Origin of the sequence: Ornithinibacillus sp. 4-3 (genome assembly GCF_040958695.1) — a bacterium.
Classification (GTDB): domain Bacteria; phylum Bacillota; class Bacilli; order Bacillales; family Amphibacillaceae; genus CALAMD01.
The window spans coordinates 1144872-1167833 of the sequence record NZ_CP162599.1 but is presented as its reverse complement, the minus strand read 5'-3'; the positions used below and the strand labels follow the sequence as shown (position 1 = coordinate 1167833).

The window sequence follows — 22962 nt, the reverse complement described above, 5'->3', positions numbered from 1 at the left end:
GGGGTATAATATATGTAGAATAAAGGACATCATCGATTGAAAGGATATCCATATTTGGAGGGATAAATATGAAAGCATTTATGACAACAGGTACATTTTCTTTTCTTATTAAATTATTAGATAAATATCCACATATTAGTTTTTCTTTAATGAGTAATGCTACGAATACACTGCTCTATTATGAAAATGAAAAAAAGAATGTCTTTGCATCTGGACGCGCATATGAGGTACTTACAATGAGTGGTCAAATGCAAAAAGAAGGATATGTTAGCATGAATCATATTCCTGTTGCAGATGAAGGAAAACCTGTCTTTGAAGATCATTTCAAGCGCAATCTGAGTAGCCTTCAAAATTTTTTAGGATTTCAAACCTTTCGCTTATTAAAACCTCGAAAAGGAAATATGTATGTAGTAATTACACAATGGAATTCTGAAAAAAGCTTTAAATTATGGAAAAGCTCTGAGTCATATACGCAGTTACATGACCCAACAAAAACAATGCCTCCAGCTTATTTCCTTGAAAGACCTTTTCATGCCACCTATACAATGACAATTTTAGAAGAATAAATGCTTTTCTCTTCATAAAAAATGACCTTCCAGCAATATTTATATACTGGAAAGTCATTTTCTATTTGATCTTATATCAATTTACTGAACTGCATAGATATCAAGAAATTCTCTTATCTGCTCTTCATTTTTTTCACCTGAAAGTCGAGCTACTTCTTCACCATTACTATAATGAATAATTGTTGGAGTTCCTTCAATATCATAAGTATTCCAAGGCTCTTCAAATTCTAATAGATTTAGCTTCACTACATCAACATCTAGCTCTTCTGCCACAGGTACTAAAATCGGTGTTGTTCGCTGACAATGAACACATACTGGACTATAGAAGTAAACCGTTACATCTTCATTATTTTCAATCTTTTCTTCTAAATCCTCTGGAAGAATTTGATTTTGATATAATGGATCATTTAATTGATCAATTGTTGCTTGGTTTAATCTATCTTTTTCATATGGATTCCCACTCTTTTCAACTGCTTGTTCATTCTTATAATTGACTACAAAGTATAATGCAGCAAAGAGTAAAACAATAGCCCCCACAATTAATAACATTTTATTTTTCATACTTCATTTACCTCCTTGAATACTTCCATAAAAAAATATGTAATACAGTGATAACCATAAAAGCTGTTCCTGCTAAAAATGGTATTGTAATAAACCCAAAGTAATTCACATACTGCATATTACATGGCACGTTCCCACATGCTGCTCCCGCTTCATGTAATGCTGGTACCTTCTGAAGTGCATAATGGTAAATTGATACACCCATACCAATCACACTAAAAATAATTCCAGGAATCGCAATTTGGATATTTTTCTTCCATAATGCTACACCATAGATAATGACAAGTGGATACATCAAAATTCGTTGTACCCAACATAGCTCACAAGGAATATAACCCATTATTTCTGAATAAAACAGGCTTCCTAAAGTAGCTAAAACTGCTTGTGTCCAAATTAGTAAAAGGATTGTTTCACTACGTTTTGATTCATTCACAGCGGATATACTCCTTCATCTACAAATATATTTCGATTATACATTTTTAACATATAAAAAACAAAAAAGAGAAGTAATCTTCTCTTTTTTGTCATATTTAGCTAGCTTTTTTTATTAAAAATTGTATATACTTTTTTAACACTTGTTTCTCTTCTTTATTCAATGGCACAAGTGGTAAACGAACACTCCCTACAGGAATATCCATTGTATTTAAGACTTCTTTAAGAGATGTTGGACTTGGAGTGAAAAATAGCGCCTCCATGAATGGTAATAATTGACGATGGATTTTTGCCGCTTCTTTAACTTGACCAGTTTCAAAATTGCTGAACATCTCTTGCATTTGATTTCCTATTACATGTGAAGCAACTGACACAACTCCTGCGCCACCAATAGCTAAAACTGGTAAGGTCAAACCATCATCTCCACTGTATAAAGTAAAACTCTCTGGGGTTCTTTCTATTATTTCAGCCATAGCATTTAAATTTCCACTTGCTTCTTTAATGGAAACAATGTTTTTAATTTTTGATAATGCTACAACTGTATCCACTTCCATATTTACAACACTTCTACCTGGAATATTATAAAGCATAATTGGTAAATGTGTTATTTCTGCAATTGCCTTAAAATGTTCGTACATTCCTGCTTGAGAAGGCTTATTATAATATGGTGTTACAAGCATGATTCCATCTACTTCAAGCGCTTCTACTTTCTTAGTTAAAATAATCGACTCTCTAGTATTATTAGAACCAGTACCAGCAATTACCTTTATCCGACCATCTACTGCCTCAACTGTATATCGAATTAATGCTAGCTTCTCTTCAAAAGAGAGTGTTGGGCTCTCTCCTGTTGTTCCTGCAACAACTATTGCGTCTGAACCATTTGCAATTAAATGATTAATTAAATTTTTAGTTGCTGGATAATCAATCTCTCCGTTTAAATCAAATGGAGTCACCATTGCTGTAATAATTTTTCCGAAATCCATATTTTCCCCACCCTTATTTAGTGTAAGGGCACCATCATTAAACGCAAAAAACAACAACGAGGGATTCGTTGTTGCTTTAGAAACAGATTATAATTAAGAAAGATACGTTTCCAAGCGTAAGATAGCCCTCCATATAGTTTACCTATATGACAGTCCTACATTTCTTCAATGTAGACCCAGCAATAAGAACATGAGATTTCCTTATAGCTTCGGCAATTTCCCCTTTTCAATATATTCAACAGGATCTCATTTCCCTCCTATAATTGTACTTTTGAAAATTGCTCCTCCATACTCACTACAAAAATTTCTATTCAATTAGTTACTCATTTAATATAACAAAAAAGCGGATATGTATCAAGGGGTTTCTTTTCTTTCTCTATCCATCGACCATTCAGAAATCTTGTCTCTTCGTAAATAACGATAGATAGCAAAAAAGAGAATAACCAAATTCAATCCAAGCATTAATCCAGCTACAATATCTGTAAAATAATGTACGTTTAACATCACACGACTAAATGCGACAGTTACAATTAGTATTGGAAAGAAAATCATATATATATTTTTCCAATCTTTTGTTTTTGGATGTAATATGAGAAAACACATCAATAATCCATAACAAATAATTGGTATCATCGAATGACCAGATGGAAAACTATAACCTTCTGCGTCTGCTTCAGCTAAAATTTGTGGTCTTTCTCTAGCAACAAGTACTTTTATTACTCTATTTAATATCAATCCTGTCAGTGTTCCAACTGCTAATATTAGAGGTGTTAACCAATCACGGTACAACCAATACAAGAAAAACATCACTACTAAAGTAAATGGAATCAAAAAAACATGTGAACCTAATTTTGTAATAAACATAATAAATGAATGAAAAGCTGGTGAATCTATCGTATCTACCATATTTATTATATATTGATCGATTGCTGTCACTCCATCACTTAGCATGACGAAAAAGGTAACTACTCCAGCAATAAGTAATGATACAAATACAACGATAAATATAGCTCTATTTCTTCGCATGTACTTTCCTCCCAGTAAAAGTTTCTAATGTGCTGTTTTAATGTTTCATTTTATATGTTTCGGGAATAATGTTAGTGTACACAATGACGAAAGGAATTGATATTATGGAAAAATTACAAGAATTGATCCAAGGATTAAATGAAGATTTAGCTAATGAATATGGTGCCATGATTCAATACACCTATAGCGCTTCCGTTGTATCTGGCTTATATCGTTCCGCTTTGAAGCCTTTTTTCGAAAGTGAGATTGCAGATGAACAAGGACATGCCCTATACTTATCTGAGAAAATCAAATCACTAGGAGGAACGCCTACAACAACAGCAGTAGCGCCACCTCAACCTACTGATGTAACTGATTTATTAAAAGCTGTTTTGAAAGCTGAAACAGAGACTATTGAAAGATATGAAACAAGAAAACAATTGGCTGAAGAGCTAAAAATGACAGAGCTAGTTGTTCAGTTAGAAGATATGATTTCTGATGAAACACATCATAAAGAAGAAATTGAACGTTTGCTACAAGACCCTAGACTAGCTTCTTAAATATAAATTTAAAACTATAAAGCGGAGATATTTACTCTCCGCTTTATATAGTAAAAGAAAACATTTGTTTATAAGTAAATGCTTGCAATAGCGCATCAAGTATTTTACTGAAAACAAATGTTTTTCTATATTAGAGTATTTTCTTTAGTTTTGCTTTTACATAGTAATTTGTAAATAAACTACTAAATATACTTCCAACAATTAATGTAAGTGCCGCAAATAAATAATTGCCGATAAGTAAGAAGATTATACTGTAAATAATAGTTTGTATAACCGCAAGCTGAAAGAACAATGCACTTAATGATTTTTGCTGATTTTGTTTATCTACTGGATATAAATCCGGCCAAATATTTGTACGATAATGAAAGGTTAGAGCAACCATCTGGAAACTGCTCAAATATAAGAATAATAATGCAAAAATGATTTTCAACCATTCATTTGGAACAAAATAAATTAATAAAGCCCCAATAATGATTAGTCGAAGATACATTCCAAAGTAATCCCCACTTCTCACAAAGGTAATACGATATAAATATGCATACGTATATTTATTTTGAAATGGTACATTAGCAATTAGATTTACTAACCAACTTCGTTTCTTCACTTTACTTTTCACATGTGGTACTTCCGTAAACATATTCGCTATTTGATAGAAAAATTGCATACGATAGCGATCTCGAGAAATTAAATCTTCCCAGGCAATTCCTTTGCTTTGCTGTCCTATTCGGTATGCATATAAAAACAATCCAATCATAATAACTGTCGCTATTGCTGCATAAAGCAAATGTCCTTGAAACATAAAATAAAATGCTACAACATTAACTACTAATCGAATGATTTGATTTATTCTGCGCTTACGCATATCTCTTACTTTTAACATCCACCAATTCACTAATAAGTTCCAGCCTTGAAAAATAAACACTACTATAATCAACAGTAAGAAGTCGATTCCTCTTTGTTCTGGAAAAGAATGAAAATATAAAGGACTTAGAGCGGCAATAAGAAAAACCATAAAAAAAGCATAGACAATATAGCTATAAAATAAAGCTTTTCTAAAAAACGGCCCCATTTTATGCTCAGCAGGCATTAGAAAAACTATATCTGGTTCCTGCAAAAATGTTCGTACAGGAATAAAAGTCACCATTATCCCAAGAATAATCCCAATCAACCATGCTGTTGGGAAATTCTCTGGTAGGTGCTGTAACCCCTGCTGGTAATAAATCGAAATCGCTGAAACCAGAAAAAACATGGCAATCGCAGTATGACCATTAAAAATATAACGTAAATAGCGACTTGTTTCTTTAAAATGTTTTGATAAACGCTCATTAAACAAAAGAAGTGGATTAAACATAATGATCTTCCTTTGTTAATGCAATATATAAATCATCTAAGGTTGCTTTAGGCATTTGGAACTGTTCACGTAATTCTTCCAAATTACCATACGCTTTTACTTGTCCTTCATGCATTAAGATAAACTTATCACAATATCTTTCTGCAGTAGCTAAAATATGCGTTGACATTAATACACCTGATCCATGATCACGCATTTTCTCCATCCATTGTAAAAAAGAATTAATGCCTAGTGGATCTAAACCAACAAAGGGCTCGTCCACAATATATAATGGTGGTTCAATCAAAAAAGCACACATTATCATTACCTTTTGTCGCATCCCTTTAGAAAAATGAACAGGGAACCAATTTATTTGACGCTCTAGGCGGAATTCTTTTAATAATGGTGGTAAACGTTTTTCAAACTCCTCTTCTGAAAGCCCATAAGCCATCGCAGTCATGCGCAAATGCTCATGCAAAGTTAACTCTTCATATAAAATAGGCGTTTCTGGAATATAGGCAAATTTCTTACGATATGCTGTTGAGTCTTGTCCAAAAGTCTGCCCGTCAATTGAAATATCTCCTTGTTTTGCCTGTAATAAGCCAATGATATGCTTAATTGTTGTACTTTTACCCGCTCCATTTAAACCGATTAATCCAACAATTTCTTTTGGAAAGACATCAAAAGATACATCATGTAAAACATTTTTATGTGTATATCCACCATGAAGATGATTGATTTGTAATAAAGGTACAGATGTCATAAAATATCCTCCTTATTTTTACTGCTCCATGCCATACAATAAAATTGCACTTTGTAAGTTAGGTTGAAAACTTTGTCTTATTCAGTAATTACACCCTAGCATAATTATATTCCATTTTTTACCTGTGAATGAAGGTAAATCTATTCAAATCTTAGCATTTTTACTTAATAAGCACAAAAATTACCATCTTATCTCTCTTCCTATGTAAAACGTGTTCTTTCTTCCTAAATATGCTAAAATTTATATTAGAAAATGTAGGAGAGCAATGAACGAATTTCATCCAACATTGCTACATTGAAAGAATACTTATTTATGATAAGGAGCTGTTTCTTAATGAGTCATGAGGATTGTATTTTTTGTAAAATTATTAAAGGAGAGATTCCTTCAGCGAAAGTGTATGAGGATGAGCATGTGTATGCATTTTTAGATATTAGTCAGGTTACTAAAGGGCATACACTTGTGATTCCTAAACAACATACAAGAAACCTATATGATACACCTTCAGAGGTTGCAAGTAATCTTTTTGCTGCAGTACCGAGGATTGCCAATGCGATTAAGGACACATACGGTGCTATCGGTATGAATTTATTGAATAATAATGAAGCTGCGGCGAACCAGCAAGTGTTCCATCTCCATCTACACCTTCTACCTAAATATAGTGAAGAAGAAGGCTTCTCGGCAATTTGGAAAACCCATGCAGATGATTATTCCATGGATGACCTACAACATATCGCTCAAGAAATTAATAAGAATGTAGCAAATTAATGTATCAAGTATGACCTATAGCTAGAAAGTAGTGAAAAGCCTTCTTTCCACTAGTATTTCTTTTTGCTATAATAATCATGCTATTAATATTCAAAAAGTATGAAGCAACGCCAGAATGGTCTATAAAATACTTTTATTTCGACCTCTTTTCAAGTATACATATGCTAAACTGGTAAAACTATACGTAACCTTTATTAGATTTGGTCATTTCGTTTGATTAGATATTAATTCGGGTAATGGTATTTATAACTAAAGGAGGATTAATCATGGCTAAAGGTAAATCACTATTAATAGGGTTTTTAGTTGGAGGATCTGTCGCTGCTGTTGCAACCTTATTAAGTGCGCCATCTTCTGGGAAAGTTTTGCGCCAACAAGTTCGTGAACAAAGTGCAGATTGGAAAAATACAATGAACAAGTTTATCCAAGATGTTATCCATTTAAAAGATCAAATTACCAAAACTTCCAAAGAAGGAATTGAATTAATTGGTGAGTTAACAAAAGATATGAAAAGCTCTATTGAAGAATGGAAAGTTTCTGTAGAACCTCATCAAGAAAACATCCATCAATACCTAGAACAGATTGAAACAAGTATTAAGGAATTAGAAGATAAATTAAAGGACACCAAACAAGATTGAGCCATCCGCTCAATCTTTTCTTTTTGACTAAAAATCTCCTCAAACTAAATACTTTGTGGAAAAACTGTGGAATTTATTACTCGTATATTAATTTTTCTATTCCTACTGTTCACAAGCTTTGTTTTTTGGTAAAGTAGTACTTGTGTATCCAGAAGACAATCTAGATAAAATGGAATATTTTTAACATCTAAACATAATCTATTTTTATCTATTTAAAAAAGAGGTTATACAAGTATCACAGAATATAGGAGTGTTAAAAAATGAAGAAACTAATAATTGCTACAGTATTTTCCGCTGGTTTATTAACATTAGGAGCTTGTAGTTCTAATGATGATGAAGTTGTTGTTTCATCCAATGCCGGAGATATTACGAAAGACGATTTCTACAACGAACTAAAAGACCGTTATGGAGAGTCTGTATTACGTGAAATGGTGACACTAGAAATTCTAGAAGATAAGTATGAAGTATCAGATAGTGATGTAGATGAAAGAGTAGAAGAAATTAAAGAACAATTAGGTGACCAATTTGAAATGGTCCTTCAACAACAAGGTATTTCAAATGAAGACGAATTAAGGAAGTTTATGAAAGCAAGTCTTCTTCAAGAAGCTGCTATGACAGAAGGCATTGAAGTTACTGAAGATGAAATTAAAGAACAGTATGACAAAGAAAATACCGAAATTGATGCTCAACATATCTTAGTAGAAGAAGAAGCTACTGCACTGGAAATTCAAGAAGAACTTAATGGTGGTGCAGATTTCGCTGAATTAGCAAAAGAACATTCTACAGATGAAGCTAATAAAAATGAAGGCGGAGAACTTGGGTACTTTGGAATTGGCGACATGGTTGCTGAATTCTTTGATGCAGCATTCGCGTTAGAAGCTGGTGATATTAGTGAACCTGTACAAACTTCATATGGTTTCCATATCATTAAAGTGAATGATAAACGTGAAAAAGAAGATGTTGAAGCTTTTGAAGATCGTGAAGAAGCAATTAAACGTGAATTAATTAACAATAAAGTTAATCCAGAAGAAGCTCAAGAAAAAATCGCTAAACTTCTAGATGATGCTAAAATCGATATAAAAATTGAAGAGTTTGAACAACTTTTTAATACTGAAGGATAATAAATAAAACCACCCACTTTGATTCAACTGTTAGTTGTTGATCAAGGACGGGTGGTTTCTATTTGATTTTTATTCTTTTACTAGCCCTCGTTTTTTTCTTTCCTCTGCAATTCTTTCCATATATTTCTTACCTTCTTCTTCAATAAATTGAATCTCTATTTGTTTTTCTTCTCGAGCAGTTCGAAAAGTCATATAAGCTGAAAAACAAACGCCTAGCACGATAAGCCATATCCACCATGGAATTGTAACCATTATTTACTATCCTCCCTTGTCCTAGTGACTTGCTAACATATATGCTAGCTTTGGAAAAGATAGAACGGTTTCTATTCATTTTCTATCGATGGTTTATATAAGGAGCGATTTTCCATTGGGTAAATTCGTTCCGTAAATTCTCCTGGCTTTGTTTTAACTAACGAGCGTTGCATCATATTTAATTTCGCATCTAGTTGGTCAATAAAATGGAGAACTTCTGCTTCCTGAATTAAAGGGGTCTTAGGGCTTCCCCACTCTAATTTCCCATGATGTGATAGTACAATATGCTTTAATAAAAGTACCTCTTCACCTTCGATTTTTAATTCTTTGGCAACTTCTCCAATTTCCTCTACCATCATGGTGATATGTCCTAATAATTTACCTTCTAATGTATAAGTCGTTGAAGCAACACCTGATAATTCATGAATTTTACCAAGATCATGTAAAATAATTCCGGCTAATAATAGATCTTGATTCAATTGTGGGTAAAGACGACAAATTTCTTTACCTAGCGCTAACATACTCACGATATGATGTGCCAGGCCAGATGCATATTCATGATGGTTTTTGGTTGCTGCTGGATACACAAGTAGCTCTTCTTGGTATTTCTTAATAAATGCACGTACAATTCTTTGGATTGCTGGATTTTTCATTTCAAAAATAATCTCTGTTAATTTCTCCATGATTACTTCCTGCTCAATTGGAGCCTTCTCAATAAAATCTGAAACCTTAACACCATCCGCTACACTTGCTGGTCGAATTGTACTAATCTTCAATTGGTTTTTCCCACGGAATTGATTAATTACTCCAGTAATTTGCACGATTTTTTCTTGTGTAAATGTGCTTTCATCTTCATCTGTGATATCCCAAAGCTTTGCTTCTATTTCACCTGTACGATCACGTAGAATTAGTGTTAAAAATGGCTTGCCATTGCTCGCAACGCTTTTACTCGCTTCTCTTATTAATAAAAATCCTTCAAAATTTTCTCCTACTGCTAGCTCTCCAATCCCCATCTTCATGCTCCCCCTCCTCCATTTCTTAATGTATCTTCATACAATGTATTTCTTCTAGAAATGTCGTAGATTGTTCCTGACAAGTAAAATACAATACTTGCTGTTGCTTAGAAATCATTCGTAAAATATCAAACATTTTTTTCGCTCTTTCCCCATCAAAATGAACAAATGCATCATCAATGATAATCGGAAGTTGAAAATACTCGCTCATTACCTGACTAATTGCTAGTTTTAATGAAATGTGTAATTGATCAATTGTCCCCTTCGACAACTCATCTACTATAAAAATAGTACCCTTTTGATCGATTACTTTAAACTTTTCTGCTTCTTTTGGCGCAATAATTTTCACATACTTTTCTCCTGTTAATCGTGAGAAAAATACTGTTGTTCTCTCTATAATATCAGTTAAATATTTATCACGATACTCTCTTTTTGTTTCTTGTAAAACTTCATTAGCTATTTTAAGAACAGCCCACTTCCTTGTTAGCTCATAAAGCTTTTCCTTCTCCATTTGAAACTGATGAATACTATTTGAATAAGTTTCTGAAGCTTCTATTTGTTTTATTTTGGCCTGTAAATTTGCTAATTCTTGCTGTTTATCTGCTAGTATTTTTTCCTTTATATCTCTTTTTTCGATTATTTGATTACGCTGTGATTCTAACATAAACTCTGTAAAGCTCTCTTTCGCATAAGCCTGCCAATCAGCTTTCTGAAAATAGAGAGAAAGTTGCTGTGTTAATAAGGTATGTTTATCCAGCAGGTCTTTTTGACGATTTACTTGAATTGCTTTTTCATAATACGCTTCTTCTGAATCTACACCTGTCTCTTGGTATAATTGGTTTATTTCTGTCTTATAAATATGAATACTTTTTTGTAATGCTTGTTTCTTCTCCATCTCTTCTTGAATCAATTGCGCAAAATGTCTTTGCAACTTTTTCAGTTCATTTTGTTCCTGAACACATTTTTCCAACTTTTTTATTCCATTTCTAATATTAACTTCGTTTTCTTGTAAGTTATTTATTTGCTCTACTTCACCTAGCTGCTTCATAATCTGAGCTAATTCAGAAACATTTTCCTCTTGATGCTTGAGTAACTCACTATATTGGTTTTCTAATTGCCTTTTATCGCTATCTATATGTTGAATTCGTTGCACTTTATGAAACACATCTGGCCAGTATTCAACTGCTACCGCCTCTAGAAAAGGATACGCTTCACATATGACTTCCTTCTCCTGCTTTAAATGAGTTAACTGCTTATTTATTTGTGTTAATTTTTCCTCTAAGCGAATTAAATCACTTTCCACACGATCAAGCTGTTGTTGCTTCGCTTTTAAATCTTCATTTCGTGCTTCGTATTTTTTTAATTTAGCTTCCAAGCTACGCAATTCTTCAATAGAAATATCAAGTTCACCATCTGTTCTTGTCTGCAAAACATTATCGGTTTCTGAAATCCATTGCCTCTGCATCCACCATTGTCCAACTCCTATAATGGCAACAATACCTGCAATACTGTATAAAAAGGAGATGGAGAACCAATATGCGAGTACTGTTAATATTCCACCGAATAAAATACTGCCAATTAGTATTTGTTTTGTTCTTCTCCATTGGTGTGTTCGTTTGTTCGTCCATTTATTTATCGCAACATTAATGTCCTGCTGATGTGATTGTTGCTGATGATATTCCTGTAATTTGGCAGATAAATTTTGATATTCTTCTTCGTCCAGCAGCTCTGCTTCTAATGTAAACATATCATTCAATAAAGAATTTCTTTGTCTTTTCACTGCTTCTATTTCATTTTCATATTGCTGTTGTTCTTTTAAAACATGCTCTGTGTCATGCTTTAATTTATTCCACTGCTTCTCTTGCTGAAAGGAGATTTTATACTGCTCTAAATTATTTTTATTTATATCAAGATTCAGCTCTCTCAATAAAGAATCTAGCTGCAAATCTATACGTTCTATTTGTTTCTGTAATGATATGATTTGTTGTTCATTTTCAAGGATATCATTTTTGCGATACCAAACAGCTTCTATCTCCTGGAAAATAGATTCTTCTATTAAGTGTTCTTGTTTTTCTTCTAAGGCTGTTTGATGGCTACTAAGTGTACTATTTAACATGGCTAATTCACTTTGTAAGGAGAGAAACTTATTTTTCAGATTCTCTATACGTTCTAAGCCTTTTTCAGGAAAACGCATATCGACATCTTCTCGCAAGCCATTTTTCACCTGTTGGTACTCTTTTAGCATCGGTAACACATGTAATTGTTTTTCTACTGTTTCCTTTTCCTGTGTTATCTCTGTTAATTGCGCTTGGATATCTATGATTTCTTCTTTGAGTTTCTCCATTTGATGCTTTTGCTCTTGGTAGACTTCTTCTTCTTTTCTTAAGACCTCTTGTTTCTTCTCTAGAGCATTTAATTTCTCTATTTGTTGATTGATTTCTGGTTTAGATCCATACTTTTTAAAGAGAATACCTAATTCTTTATCTAAATATTTTTCCGTGACGTAGATCTCACTAGAACCGGTTAGACCAATCCCAAGTAAAATTTCTGTTAAATCATGATCATCCATTGCATTAATTGTATGTAAATCAAGCGCTGTGAATGAAAATATGGATCGATATATATTTTCCGTAAGTCCCTTCATTCTTTCCTTTAACCATGATTCATCATATCTTTCTCCATTTTCCATCATACAAATAGCAGCACCATTATGCACTTCGTCAATTCTTTCGATTGTAAATTCTCCAATTTCTGGATCATTTACAGTTAATCTACCTCCCATAGCTCCTGATGTTTTGGAACGATATTTTTTCCTTTTCTTAGGAGGATATCCGAATAGCATAAACTGAATAAATTTCTGTAAAGTTGATTTTCCAGATTCATTTTCTCCAACGATACAAATAAAGGAATCCTTTGTGAAATCAATAGAATAATTGGACCATTTTCCAAAGCCAAAAATTGTCGCCTTAACAAATTTCAACTTTATTCACCTCTCTTATACAAGAGTTCATGAATTAGCAATTGCTTTGCCTCTTCTTTTAACAGTACTTTAGAATGAGTGGCTAAAAAATCAGATACATATTTCTTTCCTTTTGGATGAGTAAGAAGTTCATTTAAGTAATTTTCTATTGGGATATCTTCAAATTGATGAATTAATTCACCAATAAAATGATTACCAGCTAAATCATCATTCTTCCTTTGTACATGATATCTCGTACGAAAAATATACTTCCAATCCTCTGTCTCTTGCTGTTCATTTAACCAATCCAGTACTTCTGTTATTTTTTCTTGCCAGTCTGGTCTTTCTGTATCATCAATCTTCAACTGAAGATCTATTAAATAATTCATTTGCTCAGGAAGTTTAGACATTTCCAAAGTCATTACCTCTTCCACTTCATCAATCTTATTTATCTCTGTTAAATCCACATCTATATGAATGAACTGAATCTCCTCTAAAGAAATAAAAGAAAAATCTGCACCGGACTCAGATAACGTTACATGATAGCAGCCTTTCTCACCTGTTTCCTTCCGATGTCTCCCCTGAATATTACCAGAGTAGATGATTGGAGGGTGTTCACTTAAAATTTGTCGTTTATGAATATGCCCTAATGCCCAATAATGAAAAGGTTTCTGCTTTAATTCCGATATTTGGAATGGAGCATAAGTATCATGTTCTTTTGTCTGCTCTACACTCCCATGCAGCATCGCAATATGGTATGGAATAGAGGAAAGTTCCTCATTTACTATATAATCAATCGTTTTATTTGTCGTTACAGCTCTCGTTTCATAGCTAAACCCATGAATTGTAGCTAGCGGCTGCCTTTTTTTCTTATAAATAAAAAATTCAACTTGCTCTGAAGGAAAAACAAATACATTTTCTGGGAATGTTATCCTATACTTATTTCCTTTTATAAAGTCATGATTTCCATATGAAAGATATACTGGAATTTGATGATGAGATAGTTTTTCAAAAGCCGTTCGCAATCGCATCTGAGCCTTAATACTTTGTTTTTCATTATCAAATAAATCACCTACAAGCAGAACAAAATCAACCTGCTTTTCAATGGCTACTTGCACAAGATTGTCCAAAGCCTGAAAAGTACTATCTTTTATCGCTTGATAAATAAATTCAGGTAAATTTGCCAAGCCGATAAAAGGACTATCTAAGTGGAGATCCGCTGCATGAATAAAGGAAATTTCTTTTGTCATTTATTTCACACTTTCTATTTAGAAAATCGAGTTATGTTTTCTCTAGTTTATCAAACAAGCACTACGAATGCACGTTCCTATCTTATTTCAAGGGAATTTATCCAAAAGAATGTTTCATCTTTTCCAAATAATGATACAATATCATCATAGAAGCTTCCTTAAAGCGTGTGTTCAAAAAAGAATCACCATTGGTTAAGTAGATGAACTTTTTTAACACTCTTTTAAAGGAATCATTACTGTCAGCGGATTTGTGAGAAAGGGGAATGACTATGGATAAATACATATTAACTGCTTTTGATAAAACTGGGAAAAAGTTATTGGAAGAGACATTTACAGCAGAAAATCATGAAAAGGCAAAAGAATTAGGTAAACAATTATTGTTGGAGTCAGGTAACGCTGAAAGAACACATCGTTGTGTTTCCTCTGATGGAAAGCTCTTGCTCTTTCATCGTTAATTAATCAAAAAATATCCTCCTGCTCAGAAATGAGATAGGAGGATATTTTTTGATTTAACTATTCCTGTTCACCAGGAGCTCCGTATAAATCTTCTAAAGGTTTCATAATGATTCCACTTACTTCATTAATAATCACATTTAAATGTTGCTCTGCTTCCATCAATTTAGAAATAGAATCATGTGCCTGCACTGCTTCTACAACTGTTTTAGCAGCTTCTACTTCTTCTTCTGTGATTTCTGCGCCTTGCATTTGTTTTTCTTGTAATTGGATTTGAGTATTACGGAAATCCTCAAATAGTTTTTTAGATTCTGGATTACCCATAACCGTTTCAAAAGCGGATTTTAAATTTTGATAGCCATCGCTTTCGCGAACTGCTTTCTCCAATAAATATGCTTGATCATATACATTTGACATTTTTTCACCCTCCTTTGTCTTTTTCCACTATAACAAAACGAAGCTTGGCTGTATAATGAAAAGCGTAGAGCGCGCCGTTACAGGCTAAAAACGTGACGTCACGAGCACAACGTCCTGTGCGTCGAAAAACATAGAGATTGGAGTGGCACAACCAAGATAAAGGAAACATGCCCCTTTAGGGGTATCCGACGTTAGGCTTTAGCCTGGTTTTAGTCGGTTTCCTTATAAAACAGAGCCGATGTTGACTTATCGTAGGGCGTGACGCGAAATCTCGTAGTTTTTGGCGCTTGGAGCTAGACAGCGCTATCTCTGCATAAAAATTAATTTTGGAAAAACTTTTATATTTTTTAAGATACCAAAAAAGGGTTGGAACAAAAGACCTTTAACCCAACAAACTCTAAACATTTATGAAGCAAATAATTGCTCCCATGATGTGCGAATCCCTTATTACAATAGAAGGTAATAAGTTTTTTACACCTCATTTATACATTGTTCAGTTTTTGAGTTAAAATCTTCTTTTGTCCCAACCACTTTTAGCTGCTTTTATGCTTTTGGATATGTCATTTCTTCTGGAATAACAAATTTATCAAATTCTTCTTCTGTTAATAAACCAAGTTTAACAGCAGTTTCTTTTAATGTAGCATTATCTTCATATGCAGTTTGTGCAATTTTAGCCGCATTGTAATAACCAATATGCGGATTTAATGCAGTTACTAACATTAATGAATCATTTAAATTCTTCTCGATTTTCTCACGATCTGCTTCAATACCTTGTGCGCAACGAAGATCAAATGACACGATACTATCTGCTAGTATTTGACAAGATTGTAAGAAGTTATATGCGATAACTGGCTTGAATACGTTTAATTCGAAATTACCCTGGCTTGCTGCAAATCCAATTGCTGCATCATTTCCCATTACCTGTGTAACAACCATTGTAACAGATTCACTTTGAGTTGGATTTACTTTACCTGGCATGATTGAGCTTCCCGGCTCATTAGCAGGAATAGTAATTTCACCAATACCACAACGAGGACCACTAGCTAACCATCTTACGTCATTTGCAATCTTCATCATATCTGCAGCAAGTGCTTTTAATGCCCCATGTGCATAAACTGCTTCATCATAGCTTGTTAAAGAATGGAATTTGTTAGACGCAGACGTGAATTCTTTCCCTGTATATTCTGAGATTGCTTTACATACAAGGTTAGAGAAATCAGGATGTGCATTTAAGCCTGTTCCTACAGCTGTCCCACCAATTGCTAATTCTTTTAAGTGATTTGCACTTTCCTGAATCATCACTTCTGCTTTTTCTAACATACGGTGCCAACCACTAATTTCTTGACCTAATGTTAATGGTGTCGCATCCTGTAAATGTGTACGTCCGATTTTAACAATATCCATAAATGCATTCATTTTTTCTTCTAGTGTACCTTTTAATTGCTTAACTGCTGGTAGCATATAATCCTCTAGCTTTAAGACAAATGCAACATGCATAGCTGTTGGATAAGTATCATTAGAGCTTTGTGATTTGTTTACATCATCATTTGGATGAATACGCTCTTCTTTACCTTGCTCTTCTAACCACTTATTTCCTACAAATGCGATTACTTCATTGACGTTCATGTTAGACTGTGTTCCACTACCTGTTTGCCATACTACTAATGGGAAATGATCGTCTACATTTCCGGCAAGAATTTCTTCTGTTGCATACGTAATTGCATCTGCCTTGATTTTATCTAAAAGGCCTAATTCACAATTTGCTTTCGCTGTGCTTTGTTTTAAAATTGCAAACGCACGAATGATTTCTTGAGGCATTTTCTCATTTCCAATTGGGAAATTCTGTTTACTACGCTCTGTCTGTGCACCCCAGAATTTATCAGCAGGTACTTTCACTTCTCCTAATGTATCTTTCTCAATACGAAACTCCATATGTATTTTCCTCCTTTATCATCATAACCATCATCTTCTATTGTACCAAATTTTTTCATAATGAATAGTTTCTTTATTCTTTTTCATTTTTTGAAATAGTTTTTTTTACGGAACCTAGGCAAAGTAAGACTGGATTCATTGGCGAGCCTCTCCTTCCACCTAATAGAGATGATGGCTTTACAACTCGTAAAAAATTAAAACCCCATTCCATCGCTATAAGCTAATTGAAATGAGGCTTGAACATTATTCTCTTATTGTTAAACGATATGCTTCACTTAATTGATAAAATTCTGCGCGATTACCTGTTTCAAGGGATTCATTGATAGCTTCTTCTAATCTTGTTTTATTCCACTGAAAGCACAGTTCATCTAATAGTAATCGAGTTGTTAATTTTATTTCGTATGGTATTTCTCTTCGAGCATGAATAGGCTGACCAGTGTACATAATAAATAGATAAGGCCTTTTTTGCTTTTTCATGGAACTCTCCCTTTCATCCCTTTATTTTATTATCCTAAATCTTTAGAATAATTGCAAGAGAAAAACAAAACGAAATATCACTTATAAAGACGATTAATTGTTGGCTAATTATCATCTAACTTAGATTTTAAAGTGTAAATTACGATAAAAAAACCGACCTCTAGATATAAGTTCCAGAAGTCGGTTTAAATATTCTAATCCTTGCTTTTCATTTTTAATTTTTCGGTAAAATAGTAGGTTGAACATCTGCAGGAATTGGACAAGTATAAGGATTTTTCGCTTGAAATTCCTCGAATTCTGCTCTTACAGCTTTAAAATCCTCTTCATTTTCGAATAAATGTATAGCTGCTTTCGCCATTGCTTCAGCAGATCTTAACATTCCTTTTGTCGCAAATGTACCAATACCTTGTGTCGTCATCTGCCATGTGTGTAATGGTGTACCTAATGCAGAAGTTGCTGCTGAGAGCTGTGCTGTTGGAACAACCCAGCTAACATCTGCTACATCAGTAGAACCAGGTAATGCTGAGTCCATCGCTTCATATGGTGAGATAGAATCACAAACATATTTCCCTTCAAACTCACTGCCATCACCTGCATATCCAAAGCCGATTAGCCCGTCCACATAACTTTCCTTTTCTCCAGGTGTTAAGGTTTCCCAAATTGCCTTAGCAAAAGATTCCTCTTCCTCTGTTGGTGGTTCAACCTTAGAATCTAATAAGCCTTGATATAGAACTTTCTCAAGTGCACGATTTGGAATATAGTTCGAACATGCTTTATCGAATTTCATTGTCATTTTTGTTTCTGTCATTAATGCCGCACCTTCAGCAATTTTCACAACACGCTTGAAGATATCATCCACTTGCTTCACATGAGGTGCACGAACTAAGTAAAGAACCTCTGCTACAGGCTGAACAACATTCGGCGAAATTCCTCCTGTATTTGTATATGCATAATGCATTCTTGCTTCAGGAACAACATGCTCACGTAGGTAGTTTACTCCTGAACTCATCAGTTCAACGGCATCTAATGCACTTCGTCCTAAATGAGGAGATGCAGCAGCATGAGATGAAACTCCTTCAAATTTAAAATAAACTTGATAGTTTGCTAAACTAGAAGCACTCATAATGCTATTTGCTGGAGATGGGTGCCATGTCAGTGCAATATCAACACCTTCAAATACACCTTCTCTTACCATATATGTCTTACCTGATCCACCTTCTTCAGCTGGACAACCAAAGAATTTTACAGTTCCTGGAAGATTATTCTTCTCTAAATAGTCCTTTGCCGCACATGCAGCAGCAAATGCACCTGTTCCTAATAAATTATGTCCACAACCATGACCTGCAGAATTTCCATCTGGAGTTGGTTTTGTTTCAAAAGCTTGCTGTCCTAAACCAGATAACGCATCAAATTCTCCTAAAAATCCAATAACAGGTTTCCCACTTCCATATGTAGCTACGAATGCAGTTTCAATATTGGCTACGCCTCGTTCAACTGTAAAGCCTGCCTTTTCACATTCGTCTGCAAAAAATGTCGCTGATTCGTGCTCTTGGAAACGAATTTCTGGATGTTCGAAAATATATTTACTTACTTTAAAAAAAGTATCTTCATTGCTCTCTAAATATTCTCTTACATGGTCATTACTCATTATTAGATCCCTTCTTTTCATACAAAGTTTAAGTAGTTCAAAACATTTGTCTACTCATTTAATTATAAATAATTAAGCAAATAGATACAAGTTTACTAATTTCTCAGGAGTAAATTTAAAAAGCACTTTCGCCATAAACGAAAGTGCTTCTATTTCATTACTTATTCTTTAATCGAAACATTCCAAGGAATGATACCTTCAAAGGCAGTGAAGCCTTCTATATTTTCGGAAGCTCCAATAATTCGTGTGTAATGTCCAAACAATGTAGAAGATACATAGTCATCCCATAAATAAGCTTGTAATTCATCCCATTTTTCTTTAGCATCTTCATGGTCTAAGGAACTACGAATTTCATCTAATAGCTGATCCGCTTTTTCATCATCAGGCCAGCCTGCATAGGATTTACTCAATACTAATAATTGTGATGGTGTTGTAACATATCCTGTACCTGTAAAGAAGATATCCCAGCTCTCCTCCTCATCACGCTTTTGTAATAATGTTGGCCAGTCATAAACCTCTAAAGATACATTAAATCCAGCTTGCTCCAATTGTTCTTTTATTACAATGGAGGCATTGTAATGGTGATCATAATCACGTGTCGCAAGCATACGGATTTCTTCCCCATCATAACCAAGCTCTTCTGCTAGTTGCTTCGCTTTCTCAGGATCATTTTGATTATATGATTCCTCACCAGCATTTGAAGCCCAATTTACCTGTTCAGGATTCATGAAGCTATTACTTAATATATATAAATCTTCATTAGCGAAACTAGCACGCATTACAGAATCTGATTCTACTACTGCATTTATCATTTGCCTCATCTTAGGATCAGCCATCATTCCAGCCTTCTTGTTATAGAACATATTTAATGACCCATCTAGAAGCACATGTGTCTCTACACCTTCCGTATTAAGCAGTATCTCATAGTTATCATATGGCATGGAATCTGCTAAATGATATTCATCTGTTTGCAATCCTGCCAATCGAGTAGCTGAGTCTATTACAATATGATAGTATACATTGTCTACAAGTACTTCTTTCTTCCCAACAAACCCACTTGAAGGCTCTTCGCGCATTGCATAATCTTCAAATTTAGTTAATTTAACATATTGGTCTTGTTTCCATTCATCTAGCATCAATGGTCCTGTCCCAATGATTTCTTGAACTCCCTCTTCACTAGCTGATTCAATAACATCTTTTGGCATAATTGCTGGAAATTGTCCTTGACCAGCCATGATATCCAACGTATCAGAAGCTACTTCTGCTAATCGTAGCTCAACTGTATAATCGTCTGTTGCTACAAATTCTGATCCTTCCAAAAGCGTCTTAGCACGTGCCGAAAGCCCAAGCCATCTATTCATTGATGCTTCAACATCTTCAGCTTTCATTTCTTGTCCATTATGGAAGCTTACTCCTTCACGTAGTTTAAATGTATATGTTAACCCATCATCACTAATTTCATAAGATTCCGCTAACATTGGTGTAGATTCATGATTTTCGTTTGCAGCTACTAATGTTTCGAAAATATTTCGTGACACATCAAGCGCTACAGTTGCTGTAGTCATATGAGCATCTAAAGTTGGTGGTTGAGCACTTACAGCAATATTTAAGTCTCCCCCTGTATTGGTAGCGCTTTCATTTTCTCCATTATTTTCCTCTTCATTAGCATCATTTTGATCTTCTGTTTCTCCGCCTTTAGTATCTGTTCCTGCATCTTCGTCAGTACTACTGCAAGCTGAGAATAAAAATAGCGCAACAATCAATAAGGCAAATAACCATAATTTTTTCTGTCTCTGCTTCATGTTCATACCCCTCCCATTTCCTTTTTAAAAAATATATACATATCATCTTAAATATATCCAAGTATAAAGTCAATTGTTAATTTTTATTTTTTTCCCATAATTCTTTCTCAAAAAAGACGAATTGCTATTTTTATAGCTAATTCGTCTTTACATCCTAATTATAAATATTTTTTTAGAAACTGAATGATTTCACTGTTCATTGTAATATGATTTTCTATTCTTTCCGTTTGGTGTCCTTCATCCTCAAACACGGTGAATTCAACAGTTTGACCACGAGATTGCATATCCGCAACAAGCTGTTCTGCTTCACTAACGGGCACTCGTGTATCATTTCGCCCGTGGAAAACAATTAAAGGTGCTTGAATACGCTCAGAATGATTTAGTGGTGCAATCTCTTCAAAGAAATCTGTATCATCCTCCAATGTTCCGTATTCACAGGCGCGTAAACGACGACGCCATGACCCTGTATTTTCTAAAAACGTTTTAAAATGAGAAATTCCGACAATATCTACACCAGCTGCCCATAAATCTGGATAATGTGTTAATGCCGCTAATACCATAAATCCACCATAGCTTCTTCCCATAACTCCAATTTTTTTCGGATCCACTTGATGTGTAGAAATTAAATCCTTTACTAACCATGCCAAGTCTGCCACAGAATCCATCCGTTTTCTAACATCATCTAGCTTAATATAGGTTCGACCATATCCACTACTTCCCCGAACATTCGGAGCTGCAACTGCAAATCCTTGGTCTGCTAAAAATTGAATCACAGGATTGTATTCTGCACGAGTTTGCCCTTCTGGACCACCATGTACATAAATAACAACCGGTCGGTTTGCTGTTTTTTCTTTTTCGTAAAAGAAATATGGCACTTCAAGTTCATCAAATGACTTGAATGTGCATATATCTGGTTCTATCCAGTCTTTCTCTACCTCTGATTGACTAATATAGGTTAAACGTTCAAATTGATTTGTTGCAAATGAATATTTCCAAATATCACCAGGAGATACTGGAGAAATCATCGTAAAAATAAATGTTTCATCATCTAACCACGAAATAGAATCAATAACTCCTTTAGATGCTATTTCCAAATTCTCTTTTATACCAGTTGTACAATCTAGTGAATATAATTTAAAAATACCACCTTCATTCAATGTATACACTAATTTCTCTTCATTTGGAGACAAGCTTATTTCTTCTACATCCCATCCTTCTACATGAACAACCTTCTCAATATTCTCTGGCTGCTTTAAGTCAACAACACCAATATACACTGTCTCTTCTTCTACATCTGTAAGGAGATATGCTTTCTCTTCATTTTTTGTTACTTTTATTCCATCGTAGCGACCAAGCACCTGATCCTTTCCAATTTTCACTTTATTTCCAGAAGCTATATGATAAATGTAAATAGAGCTGTCAATATTTGTCTCTCGTATTTTTATTAAAATACTTTCTCCGTTTGGCAACCAACCAATAGGTACAAGATTCCCGTCATATTCAAAATGCTTTGTTACTTGTTTGGATACTACATCAACAGTAAACAAATCAAAATGTCCTGGATGTCTACGATTACTTGAGAACACTATTTTCTCACCATCAGGAGACCAGCCGCCAATATGATGAAAATAATCTGGCTCATTGATAAGGGAGAATACTTCTTTTCCTTGTTCTTCTATTAAATATAATTGTTGTTTTTCATTTCCGTGATGATCCATACCAACTGCCGTCTGTTTTCCATTTGGTGAGTGAAACACACTTAAAACCCTATCTTCCAATTCAGCGAATTGTACTGGTTCTCCTTTGCCGTTTAATGTCCATATTTGAGGAATACCAGTTATTTTGGAGATGAAAGTAAAACCTTGTTCCTTTGATATTGCTTTTGATTGATATGCTGATTTTGCTGTTAAATATGCTAGTAGCTTTTCATCTGTATTCATCTATATCCACTCTCCTCTAAAAACAAGCACCCTGAATCACAGGATGCTTGTAAAATAATATGTCTATTTCTTATTATTCATGCAAACATTTCTGCTAC

At 34.1% G+C, this 22962-nt stretch carries 22 protein-coding genes and 1 riboswitch; of the genes, 6 read left to right on the top strand and 16 right to left on the bottom strand.

The window, feature by feature from the left end:
* The first annotated feature begins 68 nt into the window (after window positions 1-68).
* A complete protein-coding gene (locus AB4Y30_RS05685) occupies window positions 69-566 on the top strand; it encodes an antibiotic biosynthesis monooxygenase (RefSeq protein ID WP_368654522.1) in 498 nt (165 codons plus the stop codon).
* 81 nt (window positions 567-647) lie between these two features.
* Here the strand turns inward: AB4Y30_RS05685 and AB4Y30_RS05680 are convergent, their stop codons facing one another.
* The 4 genes from AB4Y30_RS05680 to AB4Y30_RS05665 form a co-directional block, all read right to left on the bottom strand.
* Entirely contained in the window at window positions 648-1127 is a 480-nt protein-coding gene (locus AB4Y30_RS05680; protein ID WP_368654521.1) for a thioredoxin family protein, read from the bottom strand.
* Window positions 1128-1134: 7 nt separating this feature from the next.
* A complete protein-coding gene (locus AB4Y30_RS05675; RefSeq protein WP_368654520.1) occupies window positions 1135-1560 on the bottom strand; it encodes a disulfide oxidoreductase in 426 nt (141 codons plus the stop codon).
* 97 nt (window positions 1561-1657) lie between these two features.
* Window positions 1658-2542, bottom strand: a complete 885-nt coding sequence (dapA, locus tag AB4Y30_RS05670) for a 4-hydroxy-tetrahydrodipicolinate synthase (protein WP_368654519.1) — start codon at window positions 2540-2542, stop codon at window positions 1658-1660.
* 114 nt (window positions 2543-2656) lie between these two features.
* Window positions 2657-2839, bottom strand: a riboswitch (Lysine riboswitch).
* 57 nt (window positions 2840-2896) lie between these two features.
* Entirely contained in the window at window positions 2897-3568 is a 672-nt protein-coding gene (locus tag AB4Y30_RS05665) for a phosphatase PAP2 family protein (RefSeq protein ID WP_368654518.1), read from the bottom strand.
* Between the two features lie 104 nt (window positions 3569-3672).
* Between AB4Y30_RS05665 and AB4Y30_RS05660 the strand changes: the two genes are divergently transcribed.
* Window positions 3673-4107: a ferritin-like domain-containing protein gene (locus tag AB4Y30_RS05660; RefSeq protein WP_368654517.1), complete on the top strand. Its 435-nt coding sequence runs from the start codon at window positions 3673-3675 to the stop codon at window positions 4105-4107.
* A gap of 130 nt (window positions 4108-4237) precedes the next feature.
* Here the strand turns inward: AB4Y30_RS05660 and AB4Y30_RS05655 are convergent, their stop codons facing one another.
* Together AB4Y30_RS05655 and AB4Y30_RS05650 are read right to left on the bottom strand one after the other, a co-directional pair.
* Complete coding sequence (locus AB4Y30_RS05655; RefSeq protein WP_368654516.1) at window positions 4238-5458, bottom strand: ABC transporter permease; 1221 nt, start codon at window positions 5456-5458, stop codon at window positions 4238-4240.
* Window positions 5451-6200: an ABC transporter ATP-binding protein gene (locus AB4Y30_RS05650; protein WP_368654515.1), complete on the bottom strand. Its 750-nt coding sequence runs from the start codon at window positions 6198-6200 to the stop codon at window positions 5451-5453. Before AB4Y30_RS05650 ends, AB4Y30_RS05655 begins: the two co-directional genes overlap by 8 nt.
* Before the next feature lie 333 nt (window positions 6201-6533).
* On the opposite strand from AB4Y30_RS05650, the gene AB4Y30_RS05645 reads away from it, so the two are divergent.
* The 3 genes from AB4Y30_RS05645 to AB4Y30_RS05635 all read left to right on the top strand — a co-directional run bounded on the left by AB4Y30_RS05645 (window position 6534) and on the right by AB4Y30_RS05635 (window position 8721).
* Complete coding sequence (locus AB4Y30_RS05645) at window positions 6534-6965, top strand: HIT family protein (protein WP_368654514.1); 432 nt, start codon at window positions 6534-6536, stop codon at window positions 6963-6965.
* 266 nt (window positions 6966-7231) lie between these two features.
* Window positions 7232-7600, top strand: coding sequence for a YtxH domain-containing protein (locus tag AB4Y30_RS05640; protein WP_368654513.1), 369 nt, complete (start codon window positions 7232-7234; stop codon window positions 7598-7600).
* Between the two features lie 260 nt (window positions 7601-7860).
* Complete coding sequence (locus tag AB4Y30_RS05635; protein WP_368654512.1) at window positions 7861-8721, top strand: peptidylprolyl isomerase; 861 nt, start codon at window positions 7861-7863, stop codon at window positions 8719-8721.
* A 69-nt stretch (window positions 8722-8790) separates the two neighbouring features.
* Here AB4Y30_RS05635 and AB4Y30_RS05630 read toward each other — a convergent pair whose 3' ends face one another.
* From AB4Y30_RS05630 to AB4Y30_RS05615, 4 genes are all read right to left on the bottom strand, one after another.
* On the bottom strand, window positions 8791-8973 hold the full coding sequence (locus tag AB4Y30_RS05630; RefSeq protein WP_368654511.1) for a sporulation YhaL family protein: 183 nt from the start codon (window positions 8971-8973) through the stop codon (window positions 8791-8793).
* Between the two features lie 71 nt (window positions 8974-9044).
* A complete protein-coding gene (gene yhaM / locus AB4Y30_RS05625) occupies window positions 9045-9992 on the bottom strand; it encodes a 3'-5' exoribonuclease YhaM (protein WP_368654510.1) in 948 nt (315 codons plus the stop codon).
* 19 nt (window positions 9993-10011) lie between these two features.
* The gene (locus tag AB4Y30_RS05620) at window positions 10012-12966 is read right to left on the bottom strand and encodes an AAA family ATPase (RefSeq protein WP_368654509.1); all 2955 of its coding nucleotides are present in this window, start codon (window positions 12964-12966) and stop codon (window positions 10012-10014) included.
* A 2-nt stretch (window positions 12967-12968) separates the two neighbouring features.
* Entirely contained in the window at window positions 12969-14195 is a 1227-nt protein-coding gene (locus AB4Y30_RS05615; protein WP_368654508.1) for an exonuclease SbcCD subunit D, read from the bottom strand.
* A gap of 269 nt (window positions 14196-14464) precedes the next feature.
* On the opposite strand from AB4Y30_RS05615, the gene AB4Y30_RS05610 reads away from it, so the two are divergent.
* Entirely contained in the window at window positions 14465-14650 is a 186-nt protein-coding gene (locus AB4Y30_RS05610) for a YhzD family protein (protein ID WP_368654507.1), read from the top strand.
* 58 nt (window positions 14651-14708) lie between these two features.
* Here the strand turns inward: AB4Y30_RS05610 and AB4Y30_RS05605 are convergent, their stop codons facing one another.
* The 6 genes from AB4Y30_RS05605 to AB4Y30_RS05580 all read right to left on the bottom strand — a co-directional run bounded on the left by AB4Y30_RS05605 (window position 14709) and on the right by AB4Y30_RS05580 (window position 22864).
* Window positions 14709-15065 carry a YlbF family regulator gene (locus tag AB4Y30_RS05605; RefSeq protein WP_368654506.1) on the bottom strand — a complete coding sequence of 119 codons (357 nt, stop codon included), beginning with the start codon at window positions 15063-15065 and terminating at the stop codon, window positions 14709-14711.
* A 543-nt stretch (window positions 15066-15608) separates the two neighbouring features.
* Window positions 15609-16997, bottom strand: a complete 1389-nt coding sequence (fumC, locus tag AB4Y30_RS05600) for a class II fumarate hydratase (protein WP_368654505.1) — start codon at window positions 16995-16997, stop codon at window positions 15609-15611.
* A 243-nt stretch (window positions 16998-17240) separates the two neighbouring features.
* Window positions 17241-17474: an IDEAL domain-containing protein gene (locus tag AB4Y30_RS05595; protein WP_368654504.1), complete on the bottom strand. Its 234-nt coding sequence runs from the start codon at window positions 17472-17474 to the stop codon at window positions 17241-17243.
* Between the two features lie 214 nt (window positions 17475-17688).
* Complete coding sequence (locus AB4Y30_RS05590) at window positions 17689-19122, bottom strand: amidohydrolase (protein ID WP_368654503.1); 1434 nt, start codon at window positions 19120-19122, stop codon at window positions 17689-17691.
* Window positions 19123-19283: 161 nt separating this feature from the next.
* Window positions 19284-20924 carry an ABC transporter substrate-binding protein gene (locus AB4Y30_RS05585; protein WP_368654502.1) on the bottom strand — a complete coding sequence of 547 codons (1641 nt, stop codon included), beginning with the start codon at window positions 20922-20924 and terminating at the stop codon, window positions 19284-19286.
* Between the two features lie 158 nt (window positions 20925-21082).
* A complete protein-coding gene (locus AB4Y30_RS05580) occupies window positions 21083-22864 on the bottom strand; it encodes an alpha/beta fold hydrolase (RefSeq protein WP_368654501.1) in 1782 nt (593 codons plus the stop codon).
* Between the last annotated feature and the right edge of the window lie 98 nt (window positions 22865-22962).